General features: G+C 40.9%; 18 protein-coding genes and 2 pseudogenes. 7 read left to right on the top strand and 13 right to left on the bottom strand.

The window, feature by feature from the left end:
- Positions 1 to 267 precede the first annotated feature (267 nt).
- Both V7K69_RS21760 and psb35 read left to right on the top strand, forming a co-directional pair.
- Positions 268 to 2,606, top strand: a pseudogene (locus tag V7K69_RS21760) (transglycosylase domain-containing protein).
- Positions 2,607 to 2,813: 207 nt separating this feature from the next.
- Positions 2,814 to 3,041 carry a photosystem II assembly protein Psb35 gene (psb35, locus tag V7K69_RS21755; RefSeq protein WP_335038107.1) on the top strand — a complete coding sequence of 76 codons (228 nt, stop codon included), beginning with the start codon at positions 2,814 to 2,816 and terminating at the stop codon, positions 3,039 to 3,041.
- A gap of 154 nt (positions 3,042 to 3,195) precedes the next feature.
- Here psb35 and V7K69_RS21750 read toward each other — a convergent pair whose 3' ends face one another.
- From V7K69_RS21750 to V7K69_RS21715, 8 genes are all read right to left on the bottom strand, one after another.
- Positions 3,196 to 3,618 (bottom strand): tellurite resistance TerB family protein, encoded by a 423-nt coding sequence (locus V7K69_RS21750; RefSeq protein WP_335038105.1) that lies wholly within the window; start codon positions 3,616 to 3,618, stop codon positions 3,196 to 3,198.
- A 57-nt stretch (positions 3,619 to 3,675) separates the two neighbouring features.
- Complete coding sequence (locus V7K69_RS21745; protein ID WP_335038102.1) at positions 3,676 to 5,118, bottom strand: 16S rRNA (cytosine(967)-C(5))-methyltransferase; 1,443 nt, start codon at positions 5,116 to 5,118, stop codon at positions 3,676 to 3,678.
- Between the two features lie 65 nt (positions 5,119 to 5,183).
- A complete protein-coding gene (locus V7K69_RS21740) occupies positions 5,184 to 6,635 on the bottom strand; it encodes a glycoside hydrolase 100 family protein (RefSeq protein ID WP_335038150.1) in 1,452 nt (483 codons plus the stop codon).
- A 685-nt stretch (positions 6,636 to 7,320) separates the two neighbouring features.
- Positions 7,321 to 7,569, bottom strand: coding sequence for a DnaJ domain-containing protein (locus V7K69_RS21735; RefSeq protein WP_335038100.1), 249 nt, complete (start codon positions 7,567 to 7,569; stop codon positions 7,321 to 7,323).
- 135 nt (positions 7,570 to 7,704) lie between these two features.
- Positions 7,705 to 7,929, bottom strand: a complete 225-nt coding sequence (locus tag V7K69_RS21730; RefSeq protein ID WP_335038098.1) for a hypothetical protein — start codon at positions 7,927 to 7,929, stop codon at positions 7,705 to 7,707.
- Between the two features lie 24 nt (positions 7,930 to 7,953).
- Positions 7,954 to 8,163 (bottom strand): hypothetical protein, encoded by a 210-nt coding sequence (locus V7K69_RS21725; protein ID WP_190911601.1) that lies wholly within the window; start codon positions 8,161 to 8,163, stop codon positions 7,954 to 7,956.
- A gap of 164 nt (positions 8,164 to 8,327) precedes the next feature.
- Entirely contained in the window at positions 8,328 to 8,540 is a 213-nt protein-coding gene (locus V7K69_RS21720) for a type II toxin-antitoxin system HicA family toxin (RefSeq protein WP_190911600.1), read from the bottom strand.
- On the bottom strand, positions 8,537 to 8,743 hold the full coding sequence (locus V7K69_RS21715; RefSeq protein ID WP_114085253.1) for a type II toxin-antitoxin system HicB family antitoxin: 207 nt from the start codon (positions 8,741 to 8,743) through the stop codon (positions 8,537 to 8,539). Before V7K69_RS21715 ends, V7K69_RS21720 begins: the two co-directional genes overlap by 4 nt.
- A 54-nt stretch (positions 8,744 to 8,797) precedes the next feature.
- Here V7K69_RS21715 and V7K69_RS21710 point away from each other — a divergent pair.
- Positions 8,798 to 8,989 (top strand): annotated as a pseudogene (locus V7K69_RS21710) (Coenzyme F420 hydrogenase/dehydrogenase, beta subunit C-terminal domain); the annotation flags it as partial.
- Between the two features lie 160 nt (positions 8,990 to 9,149).
- Here V7K69_RS21710 and V7K69_RS21705 read toward each other — a convergent pair.
- The 3 genes from V7K69_RS21705 to V7K69_RS21695 all read right to left on the bottom strand — a co-directional run bounded on the left by V7K69_RS21705 (position 9,150) and on the right by V7K69_RS21695 (position 10,640).
- Positions 9,150 to 9,509, bottom strand: coding sequence for a VOC family protein (locus tag V7K69_RS21705; protein WP_114085223.1), 360 nt, complete (start codon positions 9,507 to 9,509; stop codon positions 9,150 to 9,152).
- A gap of 403 nt (positions 9,510 to 9,912) precedes the next feature.
- Entirely contained in the window at positions 9,913 to 10,482 is a 570-nt protein-coding gene (locus tag V7K69_RS21700; RefSeq protein ID WP_335038094.1) for a class I SAM-dependent methyltransferase, read from the bottom strand.
- Positions 10,479 to 10,640, bottom strand: a complete 162-nt coding sequence (locus V7K69_RS21695) for a hypothetical protein (RefSeq protein WP_335038092.1) — start codon at positions 10,638 to 10,640, stop codon at positions 10,479 to 10,481. Before V7K69_RS21695 ends, V7K69_RS21700 begins: the two co-directional genes overlap by 4 nt.
- A gap of 207 nt (positions 10,641 to 10,847) precedes the next feature.
- On the opposite strand from V7K69_RS21695, the gene V7K69_RS21690 reads away from it, so the two are divergent.
- From V7K69_RS21690 to V7K69_RS21675, 4 genes are all read left to right on the top strand, one after another.
- Positions 10,848 to 11,921 (top strand): sulfonate ABC transporter substrate-binding protein, encoded by a 1,074-nt coding sequence (locus V7K69_RS21690; RefSeq protein ID WP_335038090.1) that lies wholly within the window; start codon positions 10,848 to 10,850, stop codon positions 11,919 to 11,921.
- Positions 11,922 to 11,984: 63 nt separating this feature from the next.
- The gene (locus V7K69_RS21685) at positions 11,985 to 14,036 is read left to right on the top strand and encodes a 5'-nucleotidase C-terminal domain-containing protein (RefSeq protein WP_335038088.1); all 2,052 of its coding nucleotides are present in this window, start codon (positions 11,985 to 11,987) and stop codon (positions 14,034 to 14,036) included.
- Between the two features lie 24 nt (positions 14,037 to 14,060).
- Positions 14,061 to 14,606 carry a protein-tyrosine phosphatase family protein gene (locus V7K69_RS21680; protein WP_335038085.1) on the top strand — a complete coding sequence of 182 codons (546 nt, stop codon included), beginning with the start codon at positions 14,061 to 14,063 and terminating at the stop codon, positions 14,604 to 14,606.
- Between the two features lie 46 nt (positions 14,607 to 14,652).
- Positions 14,653 to 15,339, top strand: coding sequence for an SAM-dependent methyltransferase (locus V7K69_RS21675; RefSeq protein ID WP_335038083.1), 687 nt, complete (start codon positions 14,653 to 14,655; stop codon positions 15,337 to 15,339).
- Positions 15,340 to 15,344: 5 nt separating this feature from the next.
- On the opposite strand, the gene V7K69_RS21670 is transcribed toward V7K69_RS21675, so the two are convergent.
- On the bottom strand, positions 15,345 to 15,578 hold the full coding sequence (locus V7K69_RS21670) for a DUF4926 domain-containing protein (RefSeq protein ID WP_335038148.1): 234 nt from the start codon (positions 15,576 to 15,578) through the stop codon (positions 15,345 to 15,347).
- Between the two features lie 79 nt (positions 15,579 to 15,657).
- On the bottom strand, positions 15,658 to 16,725 hold the full coding sequence (locus tag V7K69_RS21665) for a PIN domain-containing protein (RefSeq protein WP_335038080.1): 1,068 nt from the start codon (positions 16,723 to 16,725) through the stop codon (positions 15,658 to 15,660).
- Positions 16,726 to 16,734 lie beyond the last annotated feature (9 nt).

The raw sequence follows: 16,734 nt of genomic DNA, 5'->3' as shown, positions 1-16,734 counted from the left end.
GTCTTTGCGAATACTTCGGTATACCTGTTCCAGAAATGCCAATATTTTGAGGTATAAAAATTACAGCGTTTTTACAAAACTAAATTAACCAAATCTCAAAAACATTATTTTATGGTGAATTTAGTTAATTATTTATAGGATATTATACTAACACAATGGTGGTGAACTAACCCCAAAGTTGATTGATGGTGTTTATATAGTTACTACTTTGAGCGAGGAACTGACGTGGGGAAGCTTACCTCCTGGTTCAAGCGAAGACCAACTAATTTGAGTGACTCTGGACAAGGAGGAACAAATGAGAGCTTACCACCAGCACATCTGGCGCAGGCGAGGCAGTTACTGAGCAAATGAAAATTTTACCATCTAGGATGAAGACCAATCAGGCAACTGGCGGTAAACCACTCTATCGTCGATTATGGTTTTGGGCAGGCTTGGGTGTAGGTGGTGGGATAGTTGCCTTGATCTATGGCATCAGTCTAATAGACCGCACTTTGCCAGATCAGGCCGAGTTAAACGCCGTGCTGAGAGAGCAAACACTGACCATCAAAGCTGCTGATGGAACTATATTACAACAACAAGGTGAAGCTACCAGAGAACAGCTAAAGCTAGAGCAAATACCAGATAATTTAAAAAAAGCTTTCATCGCTTCAGAAGATAGAAGATTTAGGCAACACAACGGATTTGACCCGCAAGGGATTGTCAGGGCGGGTTTGAATAATTTGCGATCGCAAGGTGTGGTAGAAGGTGGTAGCACCATCACCCAACAGTTAACGCGGATTCTCTTTTTAAAACAAGAACAGACAATCTGGCGCAAACTTAAGGAAGTCCGCCTAGCTCAAAAAATGGAGCATGAATTAACCAAAGATCAGATTCTAGAGCGTTACCTAAATCTGGTTTATTTGGGAGGTGGAGCTTATGGTGTGGCAGATGCCGCCTGGGTATACTTTAGTAAATCGCCAGACCAGCTTACCCTTGCAGAAATGGCAACGATCGCCGGATTAGCTCCTGCACCTAGCTTATATGCCCCAGACAAGAATCCCGAAGCGGCAATCCGGCGAAGAAATCTGGTATTACAACGGATGCAAGAGGATGGAGTTATTACACCAGAGCAAAGGCAAGCAGCCCTCCAAGAGTCATTAACACTCAAAAGCAGTTTACCTAAGCGAGTACAAGTAGAATCACCCTACTTTACCAGCTACATCCAAAAAGAATTGCCGAAGTATGTTCCTGCTAAGGTGCTGGCAAGTGAGGGATTAGTAGTGGAAACCACCCTGAACCCGGCTTGGCAGAAAGTGGCAGAAGAGGCGGTTGCCAAAACACTGCGAAATCAAGGACGCTGGGAGAACTTTAAACAAGCAGCAATGGTTGCCATTGACCCCCGGAGCGGTGAAATTAAGGCAATGGTTGGGGGAAAAGACTTTGGTAAAAACCAGTTTAATCGAGTTACCCAGGCACAACGGCAGCCAGGATCGACATTTAAAGGGTTTGTATATGCCACTGCGATCGCTAGCGGTAAAAGCCCCTACGATAGCTACGAGGATGCACCCTTTGTTGTAGACGGCTACGAACCAAAAAACTATAGTGAAAGATTTCGGGGTTCAATGAATATCCGAGATGCCCTCACCCGCTCTATTAATATCATTGCGGTGAAGGTGTTGATTGATGTCGGATTTACGCCGACGATTAAACTTGCTCATGATATGGGGATACAATCTGAACTTAAGCCTACCTACTCCTTGGCTCTCGGCTCAAATGAAGTAAATCTACTGGAGTTGACCAGCGCTTATGGCAGTTTTGCAACTCAGGGATTGCACACAGAACCTCATGGTATTAGCCGTATCCTCAACCGCCAAGGTAAGGTAATCTGGTCAGCTAATTTCAAATCTAAACGCGCCCTTGACGCTGACAGTGCCGCTATCATGACTTGGATGCTACGTAACGTCGTAGAAGAGGGGACTGGTGCTGCTGCCCAATTAGGTGAGAGACCAGTTGCTGGCAAGACAGGTACTTCTGATGAAGCCCGCGATTTGTGGTTTGTTGGCTACATTCCCCAAATGGTGACAGGGGTATGGCTAGGTAATGATGATAACCACCCCACCGATGGCAGCAGTGGTAGCGCCGCTTACACCTGGCACGAATTTATGGAAAAAGCTGTAGAGGGGATGCCTGTCGAAAAGTTTCCCAAACGACCAAAGTTAGAAGGTCGCAAAGGTACTATCAAAGCCCAGTCCATCAAGCCCAAACAAGTGCTGAATCGTTCTCTTTCCTCTGATAATGACTCAGAAGGAGAAAGTGCAAGAAATTCTGAGGAGAGTGGTTCATCAAGGAGACGTAGGAGAAGGAGCTATTCTCAAGAAGAACAGCAGTCAAACTATACCCCAAGACGGAGAAGGCGCGATGCCTACGGCGGGCTACGCCTACGCAGCGAAGAATCAAATTCTAGTAACTCTTCTTCAGAATCATCTACTCCCCGGCGGCGCTCTAGAAGAGTAGAATCTGATTCTCCCCCGCCTCCAAGAACTCGCCGATCTTCATCTCCTGACAATAACTCCGGTTCTTCATCGCCACAACCATCCTGGCGCGAAAGACTTAGACCTTCTAATTAATGAAGAGTGGGAATTGGGCATTGGGCATTGGGCATTGGGAATTGGGCAAGTAACAAAGAATTTTTCTCCTCTGCCCCCTGCCCCCCTGCCCCCCTGCCTTTTTTATGCAATATGAAGTTGCTCAAACTAAACTAGGGGAGGATGTTAAGTGATACGCTCATTCTATAGTGTGTCAAGTAGTGTTACTTAACATTGGAGAATATACTCATGCTTATATTGATGCAGGCAGCAGATTCAGTTGCAACAGGTGGTGGTAATTTTCCCTTTGCTTTCACCTTGGTGTATGTCGTTGGTTTTATTGCTGCTGTAAGCATTGGTTCGATAGCTTGGTACAACTCGAAACGTCCCGCAGGTTGGGAAAGCAAAGAGCGTCCTGATTTTGTGCCTAAAGTTGATAAAGAAGAAACTCCGGGTGTGGGAGAACCGAAGTCATAATTTAGTCATTAGTGAGCCAGCGCGGTCTTCTCCCAAAGGGAGAGGCTAGCGCCAAGGGGGTTTCCCCCATGAGTGACTGGCGTTCGCCCTTGGCGTGCCGGAGGCATCACCCGTGAGGGTCATTAGTCATTAGACTATGAACTTTTGACTATAATTAGGTTTGTACGTCAACCCAACGACGGTAAAGCTTTTGAATTTGTTTGAGAAGTTTAGTTTGAGTCGGTTGAGTTGAATCATTTGGCTTCGCTATATCCTGCAATTCCGTCAAGAGTCTAGCTTCTTCGACGGCAACTTCGCCATCGCTATAAATTAAGCCACTGATGGCTTCAATCAGATTTTCACAATCTTCAAGGCTGGGGCGATCGCCTAAATACTCCCGCACCCAGTCATAACATTCTTTTGGCTGTACAGGAACTAATTCGTATAGCCAAGGCTTAATTTCTGGATCGTTAGCCAAACCTTTTGCTTGAGCTATTTCGCGGAGATATTGCCGTTCTTCTGGCTGGATTCTGCCATCAATCCAGGCTGCTCCAATCAGGATTTTAACTAAGTTTTTGACATTGGAAGGGGTAACCATTGCTGCCTCCTCTGGTAGATTCAGGCCACCATCAAATCGTACAATCCCAAACAGTATTCACTCGGAATTATTGGTTTTTCTTAAGCGAACCATAAAAAAGCCATCCATGTCCTGTCGGTGGGGCCAGACTTTAAACCAACCTTGAGGGGTGCTATATGCAGAAGCAGCCAACTCAATGCCCCTTGGAGGCTCAATTTGCCAATGAGGAGACTCAGCTAAAAATGCCGAAATCACTTCTTCATTTTCTGCCGGATGCAATGTACAGGTGGCATAAACTAGTACACCACCAGCTTTGACAAAAGTTGATGTATGTGTTAGCAATTCTTTTTGCAGCACCGAAAGTTCCCGGACAGATTCTGGTGTCTGTCGCCAACGAGCATCAGCATGACGGTGCATGGTTCCTAACCCAGAACATGGAGCATCAAGTAATACGCGGTCTGCGGTGTTTTGAAATTGGTTAGAATGGCGGCTGTCGCCAGTGTAAATTTGGATAGATTGTAAATTTAGGCGTTGAGAATTTTCTTGAAGTTTGCGAAGACGAGAAGCAGTGCGATCGCAAGCCCAAATTTTCCCACTATCTGCCATTAACTCAGCAATGTGGGTTGTTTTACCCCCTGGTGCAGCACAGGCATCAATTACCACCTCACCTGGTTGGGGGTCAAGCAAATGACTTACCAATTGGGCGCTAGCATCTTGTACAGTCCACCAACCTTCTCTAAAACCAGGTAGTTTTTGAATTGATCCAGTATTACCCATGAATCTTAAAGCTTGGGGTAAATCAGGAATCCGTTTTACCAAAAGACCAACAGATTGCAAAGCCGCCTCAACTTCTTCGATTGAAGTGCAAAGTGGGTTGATACGCAAGTCAATTGTTGGTGATTGGTTCATCCATTCACACAGTTGTTCTGTCTCGGTCAAACCCAGTTGTTCTAACCAGATTTGAATAATCCAGTCAGGAAAACTGTGTAAAATACCCAAGTGTTCCACTGGGTTTTCTGGAAGTTGTAACGGATCAAAATCGGGAACTGGGCATTGGGAACTGGGAATTGGGGACTGGGGATTGATTATTTGCCTTGTCCCCTTGTCCCCTTGTCCCCCCTGCTCCCCTGCTCCCCCTGCTTTTCTAAGATACTGGCGTAACAGGCCGTTAACAAAACCCGTAAGTCCAGAAAAACCATTTTCTTTAGCGAGTTGGACAGTGGTATTAACAGCAGCAGAGGCGGGAATACGCTCTTGATAGCGTAGCTGGTAGAAACCCAAGTGTAAGATGGTGCGGAGGTCTTGTGGTTGTTGGTGAGATTTCTTTTTGGCAAATTTATCTATGAGAGTATCTAGAGTGCGCTGCCTTCTGACGCTCCCATAAACCAATTCTGTCACCAAGCGGCGATCGTGATCGGGCAAATTAACTTTTTGCAGTACTCTATCTAGGGCAACATCAGCATAAGCCCCCTTATGAACATCTCGCAGGGTGATAAAAGCTAGTTGACGGGGGTTTGTCATGGAAACATGAATCAGGAGTCAGGAGGCTTTTGTATTCTAACTCCCAACTCTTTACGAATTACGAATTATTGCATATACGGGTCTACACTAGCAATTTCAAACTCACATGCTCTAGAAACCTGTTCTGCTGGTAATTTACCAAAGCTGATTAATGGCAAATAAGTGGGGTTTGCCATCAATTCTTTCGCCAATAAGAACCCAGTAATTGTCCAAGTTTGATATTTTCTAGCTTGTTTCCCAATCAGTCGCCCTTTCTTACCGTCGTAATATTCTGGCCATTGATCTGTACTGAGCCGTCCTTGGGCAGTTTGAATAGCCTTTTGTGCAAGACTTATTTTGTTAGTTTTCACAGCGGCAGCTGCCAACATCCACATTAAAACTGGCCAACTACCAGCATTATGATACGACCAAGGGATATTTTTGGGGTCACATCCAGTTACAATTCTGTATTCTTCATGTTCTAAAGCTGGGAAACAAATTTTCATTGGCATATCTCCCACCAAATCATCCCATCGATCCTCAATGAGAGTCATGATCGCTTGTGACTGTTCTTCGGTGGCTAAGTCTGAAATAATCGCCATTAAGTTTCCGAGTGAAAAGAAGCGAGTATCTAGCTGCGACGGCCCAACATTACCCGCTAGATAGCCACCTTTTTTTGGCAACCATTTATCTAATTCATAATAGGGAACAGAATCTACATATATGTTGAACAGATTCACAGCACCTTTACCATATTCTTCACTTTTGAAGCGATAAATTTCATTCAGGCGATTAATATCTATCCAATAATGCTGACGAATATGAGCGCATAAAAGAGGCAACCTGTTATCAATGGCTTCAACAATATCAGAATTCCCTTGACAAATTAGCAGTTCACGAGATGCACGCAATGCCGTGTAAAAAAGAACTTGCAATTCTAAAGGATGCCCATAAATGCCCATACGACGGTCAATCATACAAGCACCATCTGGAACCAATAGCGTTGGGTACATATCAAAGCGATTTGCCAAGCAGATTTCCATGATTAACCTGATGCCATTTTGGAATTCAGGTTGATAAGCTAGAGAAAAATCTTCAGTGGCGACTACATAGGCACGTAACAAAATAATCCACCATAGGCAAGAATCAACAGGTGTAACTCTAGCGATCGCATGTTCACCAAAGTCTGCTTCTAGATATTCTTGCCCATTGTCTGATACAACTTTGAAGCTAGCCGGTATTAATCCTCTTCCAGGCTTATAGGCATCTAATGCCTTTTCTTTAGGCTGTAACTTTAAGGTTTCTTCTAGGAAATTGCGAACAATATCTGTTCTACCTTTGATCAAAAAAATTAGAGCTGAAGAGACAAAATCCCGAACAAAGCACTGGTCATAATTGAGAGCCTCTACAGAAGAATCATAAGCAGCTACAGTACCAACGGGGCGGCCTTGATAATAGAGAATTGATTTTTCTAGTGTTAGCCACGCTTCTTCCACTTCTTTTAAATTTTCAGTAGTTTCCAATTCGTTTAAGTGCATCGCCAGAATAACTCCATTCGGGTTGTGAATTTGTGGTAGATGCGTCTTCATTCCTTATTTTTGCTATTCTCAGCATAACAAAAAGGATTCTTTGAATAGCATGATTTTTAGAAAGTTAATCAACTAATAAGAAATAAATCTGCTGAAATTTTTACAGCTTTATTATTAGTTAATTGCCCTATAATCGATTACTGCATTGGTGAATTATAGTTTTTTTATTCACCCAGAGTAGTAATATAATTCTTCAAACAGTCACATAAGATATATTTTTAGATTATTTATTGTTCTGTTTCATGCCCAGAAGCTTTGGTTTACCAAACAAAAATATATCTTCAGCGCTGTTTAGGGTTTGTGTGAAGTTAAAACTGGTTGCAGTATATTTACTTGAGCAGGATTAGTTTTTGACACTAAGAGGTCAGATTATTCCCCTATAGAATAATAATTTATAACTTTTCTTCAGAATATGCAAGATAAATTGTTGAAAAATTTAAAATGTCAATACTTCTTAAGGGTTAAATATTTTACCCTACTGGCAGATGACATGGGGTGTTTATAAAAGTGCGTCTAAGAATAGTAATTAAGTCTCATAGAGAGGTGTATAGAAACGGAGTAGCTTGGCTGTTTGATTAAATAATCTCAGCATATTTAGACCTGAAAGTATCAAAAGCTTGATTAATTGTTTGCATTAAAGCTTTTGCGATGCAGAACTGTTGACATCAGAATGATATTGTCTTGCTAATCGACGATACGCAAGTTTAATAACGTTGGCATTATCACTCTGATCTAGACCTAATATTTCCCACCGTTCCCCAGATAATACGGTGTCAAGAGTAAATTTATCAAAGCTTTGTATTTGAATCCAAACACTAGCATCGCCAACTGCACCAAATCCGCCTGCAATAAATGCTGCGCCTGTTTTAGAGTTTTGTGTCACTGGTTTTTGAAGAGGAACGAATTAGGAATGAAGAAGATAGAGTGCAATCGTAGTCTTTTTAGAATAGCAAATACCCTCCAGTAAGTTTACTGGAGGGCTATCTATAATATTTGACAAATTTTTACCATCTAGAGCTTAGTCAAAAAAGACCTTTTTTACTCCATAAGCTGCAAGTCCTGCTGTGGCTACAATTCCTGCTGCTGGCAATGCTACAACCGTCGTTGTTGTAAATCCTAAAACACCTAAGATTCCGGGAGCGGTAGAAGTAACTGTAGCTACTGTAATTGAACCTAGACTAGCAGCAGCAGATGAAGCAGCTGCGATAGCACCTATAGCCTTAGAGCCTTCAGAGTTTAGCACTTGTTTATTTTCTTCCTGTATTCTTTAATCTAAGAGCTTCTTCAAGCCATAAGCTGCTAGTCCAACTACAGCACCAGCAGCTACGACTGGGGCTGCCCCAATGGCAATACCACCGAATGCTCCTGCCAGTCCCATGTTTCCAACCACAGCTGCAACTCCTGCGCCTGCCGCAGCTCCGCCTGCTGCGAATCCTGAAGCTTCTTTGATATCGTCTTCTTTACGCTTTTCAGCCATTGTTTTTTTTGCTTACAGTTAATAGATTTAGAACAAAATTAACAAAATATTTTTTATGCTCACATTTGTACTTTTACTGAAATATTGAATGAACTTTTCGTAAAGCAGAAAAAGCCAAAATACTTAAATTTACCAAGCTTATTTATATAAAATTCAAACTTTCATCACAAATCTTCAGGTGTTAAACCTGTCACTTTAGCAATTCTTGCTAACATCCGAGGCCCAATCTCTTGACCATCGTGAAAAGCAAACACAAAATCAGCCCAATCAGGACGCGTCAAAATTTTATGTGAACCTGACTGGCGTTTAATCTCCCAACCAATACGTAGCAAAGCAGCTAGGACACGCTTTGCCTTTGTGCTAGACCACTCACTCATGCTGCGGCAAATGAAACGCTGACTAGCTCTGGAGTTACTTCTCCATGTTCCAGCTTATCTGCTAACACACGCAGAGCTAATGCTTGAACTCTAGCAACTGCTTCTTCTGGTGTCTGACCGTAAGCCAGTACACCAGGAAAACCAATCACTTCAGCCAGAAAGCGTCCATCCTCTTCTTGTTCAATCTCTATTGTGAAGTTCATAGGTAAGCCAGTAATTGTAATAAAAGCGATTCCTGGATAAAACAAAAAATTTATATGACCTCAATTGATTTTAGCAGGCACAAAAAAGCCAGAGCCTTAAAACCTAGCAGCCGCCGCCCTACGAAAGAACTCTGTAGCAAATGTGGACTATGTAATACATACTATATTCGCTATGTCAGGTAAGCTTGCGCTTTTGTTAATAAGCAAATAGGCGAACTTGAAGAAGAAACTTACACGCGATCAAAAAAAGCTTACCAAGCAAATTCTTCCAAAGAAATATCAATAATATTTTGATGTGATGCCTACGGCGGTAAACTAAGCACTTTCCATAACACGAGAATTTTGTGGAATCAATGAGTATCAATCACTTACTTCATATCACGTCAACTAGAAACCGTCTATTCCATTATCCAAACTCAAGATACTCAATGATCGTTCCATCAGGATGCATCGCTCGCATATTCGCTCCAGTGGTAACTTTGTTCGGTTCCGCCAGAATCACAGCACCCTGCTGAATAAGTGCTTCTTTAAAATCATTGAGTGAGTCTACAAGAAATGTTGCGTGTGTACTCTTGAATGGAGAGAGTGCTTCTGCCGAACCAGCAATTAAAAGAATAGAACCCACACTTGCGAGTTCTAACTCAGACTCGGAATATTGAAACCACAACCAACATTTTTCTGTAAAAAGGTTTTCATAGAAAGCGATCGCCTCATCCAAGTCTACCGGACTAAGATAGACTCTGGTTAATACTTTAAGAATTTGCATTGCAAACTGTCTATTAGGCAGCTAATGGATTTTGTTTTGCTTACTCAGCAATCATAGTTAACTAAGATTGATCAAGAAATAGTCTATCTTCAACTTGAAAAGGTCTTCAACTCTCTGTTCACCTAGCTCTTGATAATGTTGTTAGCAGTAAATCAAAATACATTTCATTTCTACTCCTTTAGCCCCACAAAAGTCATCTGTATAGCTATAACCAATATATATACATAGATTTGGCAACAGTACCTAGTTTTAGGAGTATGTCAGAGAAAATAGCAGGAAGATGTTTTCTGATGCCATCTTGAATTAATATCTCTACAAGAAAAAATACGTCTGATATTCCCATAGTATATAGATGGTACTAAATTAGTAATACATCAGATGTAGTTTAAATAATTACAGATTCCTAATTACGAATTGTTTCAAATTTTTTTCCCTGTGCGTAGATAAAATAATTATCTGTCACTTTTACCTCAGCCTGAAAGCCTGCTTGTTTTAGCTTATCCTTAAGTTCATCTGGCTGATAAAAAATTTTGACAATCTGAAATTCTTGACCATCATTTAATTTACGGGTTTTATATAGGTTTCCGTCGTCTTCAAGGATATGATTGTTAGCTGTGGATGTCGGTTCAAAGGAAGAGTCAATGATAAATACTTCTCCACCAAGGCGAACAGATTGATAGACTTTCGTCAAAAAAGAATCGAGTAATTTTGGCGGCACATGAGATAGCCAAAAGGCGAAGAACACCAAATCATATTCAGTGTCAGGTTGCCAAGTAAATAAATCAATTAGGTGATATTCAACACTCAGTGAATTTAACTTCGAGCGATTAATTGCAATCATTTCTTCAGAGGCATCGATCGCAGTAATCTTTTTACCGATCCTTAAAAGCTCCTGCGTCCAGATACCTGTTCCAGATGCTAACTCCAAAATATCATCCATCAAACCAACTTGGTATAATGTATCTTTTATCACTGGTATAATGTATCTTTTATCACAGCTATTTCATTAAACCAGCGCTTGTTGATTTCGGGACTGCGATCGTAGCGTCCTTTCCTATAGAACCACTCATCATATTCATTGGCTCTAGCGCGATAGTACTCAATTTGTTGTTGAAGAATATTATCTGTCATCGCATCCTTTCTGAGCTGATTGAATTTATATTTGACACTGCTATGACTTTCAGTAAAATTTTTTCTTCAACGAATAAACTTGCATTTCATCTGTAATTATGTGATATTTTTATCATTCTATAATACGGTGAATCAATAAACTTGTCGTAGATTTACCGTTGAGTCACTGAAATCTGATATTTATTTACCCTTGAAAGCAGAATCAAGATGTTTACTAAGTTCTCTTCAAGTCGATTTTTGGGTATGGCTTTTGCCTTCCTCCAAAGGTTCAAACAGCAAAGAATCCACACCTTTTCCCTATTATTTGCATTGGGACTTAGCTTAACTTTGACTATCTCTGCTTGTTCTCCAACCGCAAGTAACAATGAAACAACTCAGACAGCTAGCCCCAGCGCTGTAGCTAGCGGCACTACAATTCGTATAGGCTACCAGAAAGCGTCAACTGTCCTCTATGCACTGAAAGCGAGAGGAGAATTAGAAAAAGCCTTTGCAACTTCAGGATCTTCTGTCACTTGGTCAGAATTTCCGGCTGGGCCTCCAATGCTAGAAGCATTGAATGCAGGTAGCATTGATTTTGGCTATACCGGAGAATCACCACCAATATTTGCCCAAGCTGGGGGTATTCCTCTAGTTTATGTTGCCTACGATCCTTGGAGTCCGAAAGCGGAAGCCATCATAGTACCCAAGGATTCACCTATTAAAAGTGTGGCTGAACTCAAGGGCAAAAAAGTTACTTTTGCCAAAGGTTCGAATGCTAACTACCTATTGGTGAAAGCGCTCGAAAAAGCAGGGGTACAGTACAGTGACATCCAGCCAGCAAGTCTGCCACCCGCCGATGCTCGTGCTGCCTTTGAAGGAAAAAAGGTTGATGCTTGGGCAATTTGGGACCCATATTTAGCCGCAGCAGAAGCAGCAACAGGCGCACGCATTTTAGCAGACGCAACTGAATTAGCTCCCAATCGTGGTTATTATCTAGCTGCAAAATCTTTTGTGGATGCCAAGCCTGATGTTTTGAAAATAGTTTTGGATAGGGTGAAGAAAGTTAGTGACTGGGCAAAAAATAATCCTAGTGAAGTTGCTAAATTTCTTTCCCCTGCTTTGGGTATAGATGCTCGTGTGTTGGAAATAGCTGAAAAGCGGCGTGAATATGATGTACTTCTGCTCACAGATGAAGTGATTACTAAACAACAAGAGATTGCAGATACCTTCTACAACATTAAGTTGATCCCGAAAGAAATCAAAGTTAAAGAAATTGTTTGGCAAGGAAAAGTGAATAATTAATAAATAATAATTTTTTAATTCCGAATAATGTTACAAGTTAACATAACACGTTTAAAAGTTATTATGCCTTTGTTAAATTCCAAAAATAGATTTTTCGGTAAGCTTAATAGCCTAAATTTAAGTACTAACCAGTTAAGTTCGTTAGTTATATTTGGTATATTATTCTCTCTGGGAACTAGTATTGGTGTAGCGCAAGTCAGAACAACACCTAAACCGGGATTCACACTGCAACTTTTACATACTTCCGACCAAGAAGCAGGTGTTCCAGCACTGAAGGATGCACCAAACTTTTCGGCGGTGTTGAATGCACTCAAAAATCAGGATGCTAATCGTGACGGTCAGCCTGATTATCCTAATACCTTAATCCTTTCATCTGGAGATGCCTATATTCCCAGTCCCTTCTTATTTGCTAGTGATCCAGTTTTTGGTGGACAGGGAAGAGGAGATATTTTAATTTTAAATGCTCTTGGGTTTAGTGCGATCGCTTTTGGTAATCACGAATTTGACTTAGGTACGGGTGTTGTTGCCGATTTACTCGGTGCTAAAAAAGATTACCCAGGTACAAATTTTCCCTATCTCAGCACAAATCTAAACTTCAGCACTGATAAAGACCTGGCAAAATTAGTTACTGCTGATGGACAAGAGGCAAGTAAAATTCCTAATAAAATTGCCCGTAGTACCATCATTACCCTTAATGGTGAAAAGATTGGTGTAGTTGGGGCGACAACTCCCACTCTACGGACGATTTCCTCTCCCGGTGGTGTGACTGTGTTGCCTAAAGAATTTAGCGATCGTAATGCCGCAGACATCGCCGCCTTAGCTGCTGAAATTCAAACTTCTGTCGATGCACTGCTGACAAAAAACCCAGATATTAATAAAGTTATTCTGTTGGCGCACATGCAGCAAATTGCTATTGAGCAAAAGCTAGCAAAATTGCTTAAAGGAGTAGATATCGTTGTTGCTGGTGGTTCTAATACCTTACTAGCCGACAAAACAGACCGTCTACGAGTCGGTGATAAATCTGCTGGAACTTATCCAATCCTCACAAAAGCAGCAGATGGTAATCCGATAGCCGTAGTTAATACCGATGGAAACTATCGTTATGTTGGTCGTCTAGTAGTTAACTTTGATGCCAATGGAGTGATTATTCCGTTTAGTATTGACTCCAAAATCAGTGGTGCTTATGCGACTGATTCTAAAGGTGTAGCAACTGTCGGTGGGAAACCCGATCCTAAAATTGTCGCCATTACAGAGGCACTTCAAAAAGTGATTATTGCCCAAGATGGTAAAATTTTTGGGAAAACCAACGTCTTTCTCAATGGCTGGCGCGGTGATGTCCGTACACAAGAAACCAATTTAGGGAATTTGACAGCCGAAGCTAATTTAGCGATCGCTAAACGATACGATCCTAAGACAGTCATTTCCATCAAAAATGGCGGTGGTATCCGTGACAATATCGGTATCTACACCTTTCCCCCTGGTTCGACTCGCTCACAAGATGTTATCAAACTACCACCTCAAGCAAATCCTGTAGCAGGTAAGAAAGCAAAAGAAATTTCCCAACTTGATATCACCAATGCGCTACGATTCAACAATGGCTTGACTTTAGTTACTCTGAGTGCAAAAGAACTACTAGCGGTCATTGAACACAGCGTAGCAGCCGTAGCACCCGGCGCTACCCCTGGCAGTTTTCCCCAAGTAGCGGGATTAACCTTTAGCTTTGACCCAGATTTGCCAGCAGGAAAGCGCGTTAAATCCCTTGCTATCAAGGATGGTAAGGGCAAAATTATTGATGTAGTAGTTAAAAATGCCGAGTTAGTGGGTGATCCTAATCGGATCTTCCGCACTGTTACCCTCAACTTCCTTGCAACTGGTGGTGATGGCTATCCTTTTGGGAAAACAGAACGGGTTGATTTGACATCAAAAGATGCTGATAAGAGCAAACGCACAGGTTTAGCCACCTTTGCTGTTGATGGTTCCGAGCAAGATACATTAGCCGAATATTTGGCTGCTAACTTTAAGCAAATTCCCTTTTCTCAAGGAGATGTGCCACCCGCAGAAGATACTCGCATTCAAAATCTCAAATTGCGTAAAGATGTGGTGTTATCAAATTAATTATTTGTGCCTACCTACTTAAAGATGTATAAGTTTGCCCCGGCTTGGGAGAACGAGCAAATAGTATTTGGTGCTGCGCGACCTGGATACACTAATAAGCAGGTTCACGATTGGATACAATTCATGAAGTGTCAAAATATTAAGCGAGTTTGTTGCCTTCTTCCCAATCAACAACTAGCTTATTACTCTAATCTTCTGGATACCTACAAACAGGAATTTGGTAATCAGCTAGTATGTTGGGCACCAATTGTAGATTTCCATCTATCTGATTTAGAAACCCTCACACAAAAAATACTTCCTTTCTTAATAGAAGCAGATAAACAAAATGAGAAAGTCGTTGTACATTGTTCTGGTGGAATTGGACGTACTGGACATGTATTAGCGGCATGGCTAGTTAGTGTCCGAGGACTATCAAATCAAGCTGCGATCGCTGCTGTCAAAAAAACAGGTAGAAATCCTTATGAAGCTGCATTAGCTGCTGTGTTTATAGGTAGAAATCCGTTGAAAGTTGTAAAAGAACTTGACTTGCTTCTAAATGATTGCCGTCTAGCAATACATAAAGTTTTTTGATTTTGCTATCAACCTGTTTAATTAGTCTCTTGACGAGGTAAATTCTATGGCAATGGTTCTAGATAAAGTAGTTCCTTTTGGGAGATCAATGGATGAATATATAAAAATATTCAATTTAACAGACGCAGATTTAAATAAAAAAATCCTTGGAATTGGGGACGGCCCGGCAAGCTTTAATGCAGAAATGACACGTCAGGGTAAAAGTGTAGTTTCTGTTGACCCACTATACCAATTTTCTGGTGATGAGATATTGCAACGATTCAATGAAGTGGTAGATAACATCATTAACCAAGTCAAGGCTACATCGAAAGATTGGGTATGGGGCTATCATAAATCTCCAGATGATTTGCGACACAATCGAGTCAAAGTTATTAAAGAATTTCTGTCTGATTATGAAAATGGCAAAAAAAGCAATAGATACATAGTTGATGAGTTTCCAAAATTAGAATTTAAAAATCAAGAGTTTGACATAGCCCTGTGTTCACATTTATTGTTTTTATATTCAGACCATCTAGATTACAATTTTCACCTAAATTCTATAGGTGAAATGCTACGTATTGCTAAAGAAATCAGAATATTTCCCCTGATAACTTTAATGTGGAAACATTCTCAACATTTAGATAAAATAGTAAAATATTACACTTCAATGGGTTACAAGATAGATATTGAAAATGTTGAATACGAGCTACAGCCTGGTGGAAATAAAATGTTGAAGATAACCAGAGATGTTTAGAAAATTCATAATTCGTAATCAGGGGATACAGGCTCAAAATGTAACACTATAATTTGCTCTGGGTGTAAACTGACAGATTCATAAGTACGGCCAGAGCGATCGCTAAATTCAACTTCAAATGCAGCACCACCAGCTAATAATTCTACTACTGTACCAACTTGACCACGGTACAGGTTGTATTCAGGCAGATCAACTGTCAGTGCTACTACATCCAGCAACTTAACTGTATTTTTACCCATCTCCCTAGAGATTTCCATATTCTCAATAATTTTTGATGCGATCGCTCTGAAAATTAGTATAGGCGATCGCTTCCTACAGTTAGATAGGATAGATTGCTTCAATGTTGGTAAACTCAAGTGAATCATCCGACACTGTAGCCGAGATGTCAGCACCTAGTTCAGCATAACAATTAAAAACACGAGTAGATGGAAAATCATCATCTAGGTCTTCGTAATAATCATTATAAAAGTTCGTGCTTCTTGGAGCATTAATTCTTCTACACTCTACACTTGCCTTTACATCGATACTGCACCCTATACTAACTTCTATAGTCTGATCATCAAAATCCCAAATATATACTGGATCAGTGATTTTAACATTTAAATGCCTAATATTTTCTACAAAAATTGGCTCATAATAATTTCGATAATCGGAATCAGAAATACAAAAGTAAGAACTCCTATCTTCCTTTAAACGTTCACGAACACTATTTATAATTTCATCCAAATTAAGTCTCGCTTCAACCCACTCAAGATTTATATGTTCAAATCTTTCTGCATGTTCTTTGTTGAAAGCTTCGGGTGAAGGGTAATATAAAGCTGTTAAGCCATTTTGAGCTAGATCGGCTGTAAGTTCCTGACGCAATGAAGTTTTGTCTGGGGCGGCAAAATCTTTTGTATTTTGAGAGATGAAGACATATTGCTGTCCATGTCTACGTTTTTTACAAGTTTCAATAAACAATAACCAAATAATGGTATCTCTGAGTTCTTTCCCAGATTCAGTACATGGTGGTATCCTTTCCGTAGCTCTTTGCATCGCCTCAGGCAGAACAGAAGCTTCAAGAGGAATGCGGAGCAAACGTCTACTTCGGACAAGCTTTTCTAAATTTTCCTCCCATGCAGTAAATGTGCGGTTAAATACTTCTGTAGCATCAAACTGAGGTGTATCTTTTATCCCTATTCGTTCGGCCTTCTTAATCGCAGCTTCAATATTGTTAGCTGCCGCAGTCACTTCTCTTTTGAAATGAGCACGAACTTCCATCTCAACGGGTTCAAGCAGTAGCACTTTTGAAAAACACTTCTCAGCGAAGTCCAGAAGCACTCGCATCTTTTGTGAGCGGAACCAAGGATCGGCAATTATGACATTTGAATCAATAACTATATCCATGAATACATA

Source organism: Nostoc sp., assembly GCF_036917775.1.
In the GTDB taxonomy this organism is placed as follows: domain Bacteria; phylum Cyanobacteriota; class Cyanobacteriia; order Cyanobacteriales; family Nostocaceae; genus Nostoc.
This window is presented reverse-complemented; position numbering and strand designations above follow the sequence as displayed.

Excerpts from the sequence above, each read along its gene's own strand:
- psb35 (WP_335038107.1), top strand. The coding sequence starts at position 2,814 with ATGCTTATATTGATGCAGGCAGCAGATTCAGTTGCAACAGGTGGTGGT.
- V7K69_RS21750 (WP_335038105.1), bottom strand. The coding sequence starts at position 3,618 with ATGGTTACCCCTTCCAATGTCAAAAACTTAGTTAAAATCCTGATTGGA.
- V7K69_RS21745 (WP_335038102.1), bottom strand. The coding sequence starts at position 5,118 with ATGACAAACCCCCGTCAACTAGCTTTTATCACCCTGCGAGATGTTCAT.
- V7K69_RS21740 (WP_335038150.1), bottom strand. The coding sequence starts at position 6,635 with ATGCACTTAAACGAATTGGAAACTACTGAAAATTTAAAAGAAGTGGAA.
- V7K69_RS21725 (WP_190911601.1), bottom strand. The coding sequence starts at position 8,163 with ATGGCTGAAAAGCGTAAAGAAGACGATATCAAAGAAGCTTCAGGATTC.
- V7K69_RS21720 (WP_190911600.1), bottom strand. The coding sequence starts at position 8,540 with ATGAGTGAGTGGTCTAGCACAAAGGCAAAGCGTGTCCTAGCTGCTTTG.
- V7K69_RS21715 (WP_114085253.1), bottom strand. The coding sequence starts at position 8,743 with ATGAACTTCACAATAGAGATTGAACAAGAAGAGGATGGACGCTTTCTG.
- V7K69_RS21705 (WP_114085223.1), bottom strand. The coding sequence starts at position 9,509 with ATGCAAATTCTTAAAGTATTAACCAGAGTCTATCTTAGTCCGGTAGAC.
- V7K69_RS21695 (WP_335038092.1), bottom strand. The coding sequence starts at position 10,640 with ATGACAGATAATATTCTTCAACAACAAATTGAGTACTATCGCGCTAGA.
- V7K69_RS21690 (WP_335038090.1), top strand. The coding sequence starts at position 10,848 with ATGTTTACTAAGTTCTCTTCAAGTCGATTTTTGGGTATGGCTTTTGCC.
- V7K69_RS21685 (WP_335038088.1), top strand. The coding sequence starts at position 11,985 with ATGCCTTTGTTAAATTCCAAAAATAGATTTTTCGGTAAGCTTAATAGC.
- V7K69_RS21680 (WP_335038085.1), top strand. The coding sequence starts at position 14,061 with ATGTATAAGTTTGCCCCGGCTTGGGAGAACGAGCAAATAGTATTTGGT.
- V7K69_RS21675 (WP_335038083.1), top strand. The coding sequence starts at position 14,653 with ATGGCAATGGTTCTAGATAAAGTAGTTCCTTTTGGGAGATCAATGGAT.
- V7K69_RS21670 (WP_335038148.1), bottom strand. The coding sequence starts at position 15,578 with ATGGGTAAAAATACAGTTAAGTTGCTGGATGTAGTAGCACTGACAGTT.
- V7K69_RS21665 (WP_335038080.1), bottom strand. The coding sequence starts at position 16,725 with ATGGATATAGTTATTGATTCAAATGTCATAATTGCCGATCCTTGGTTC.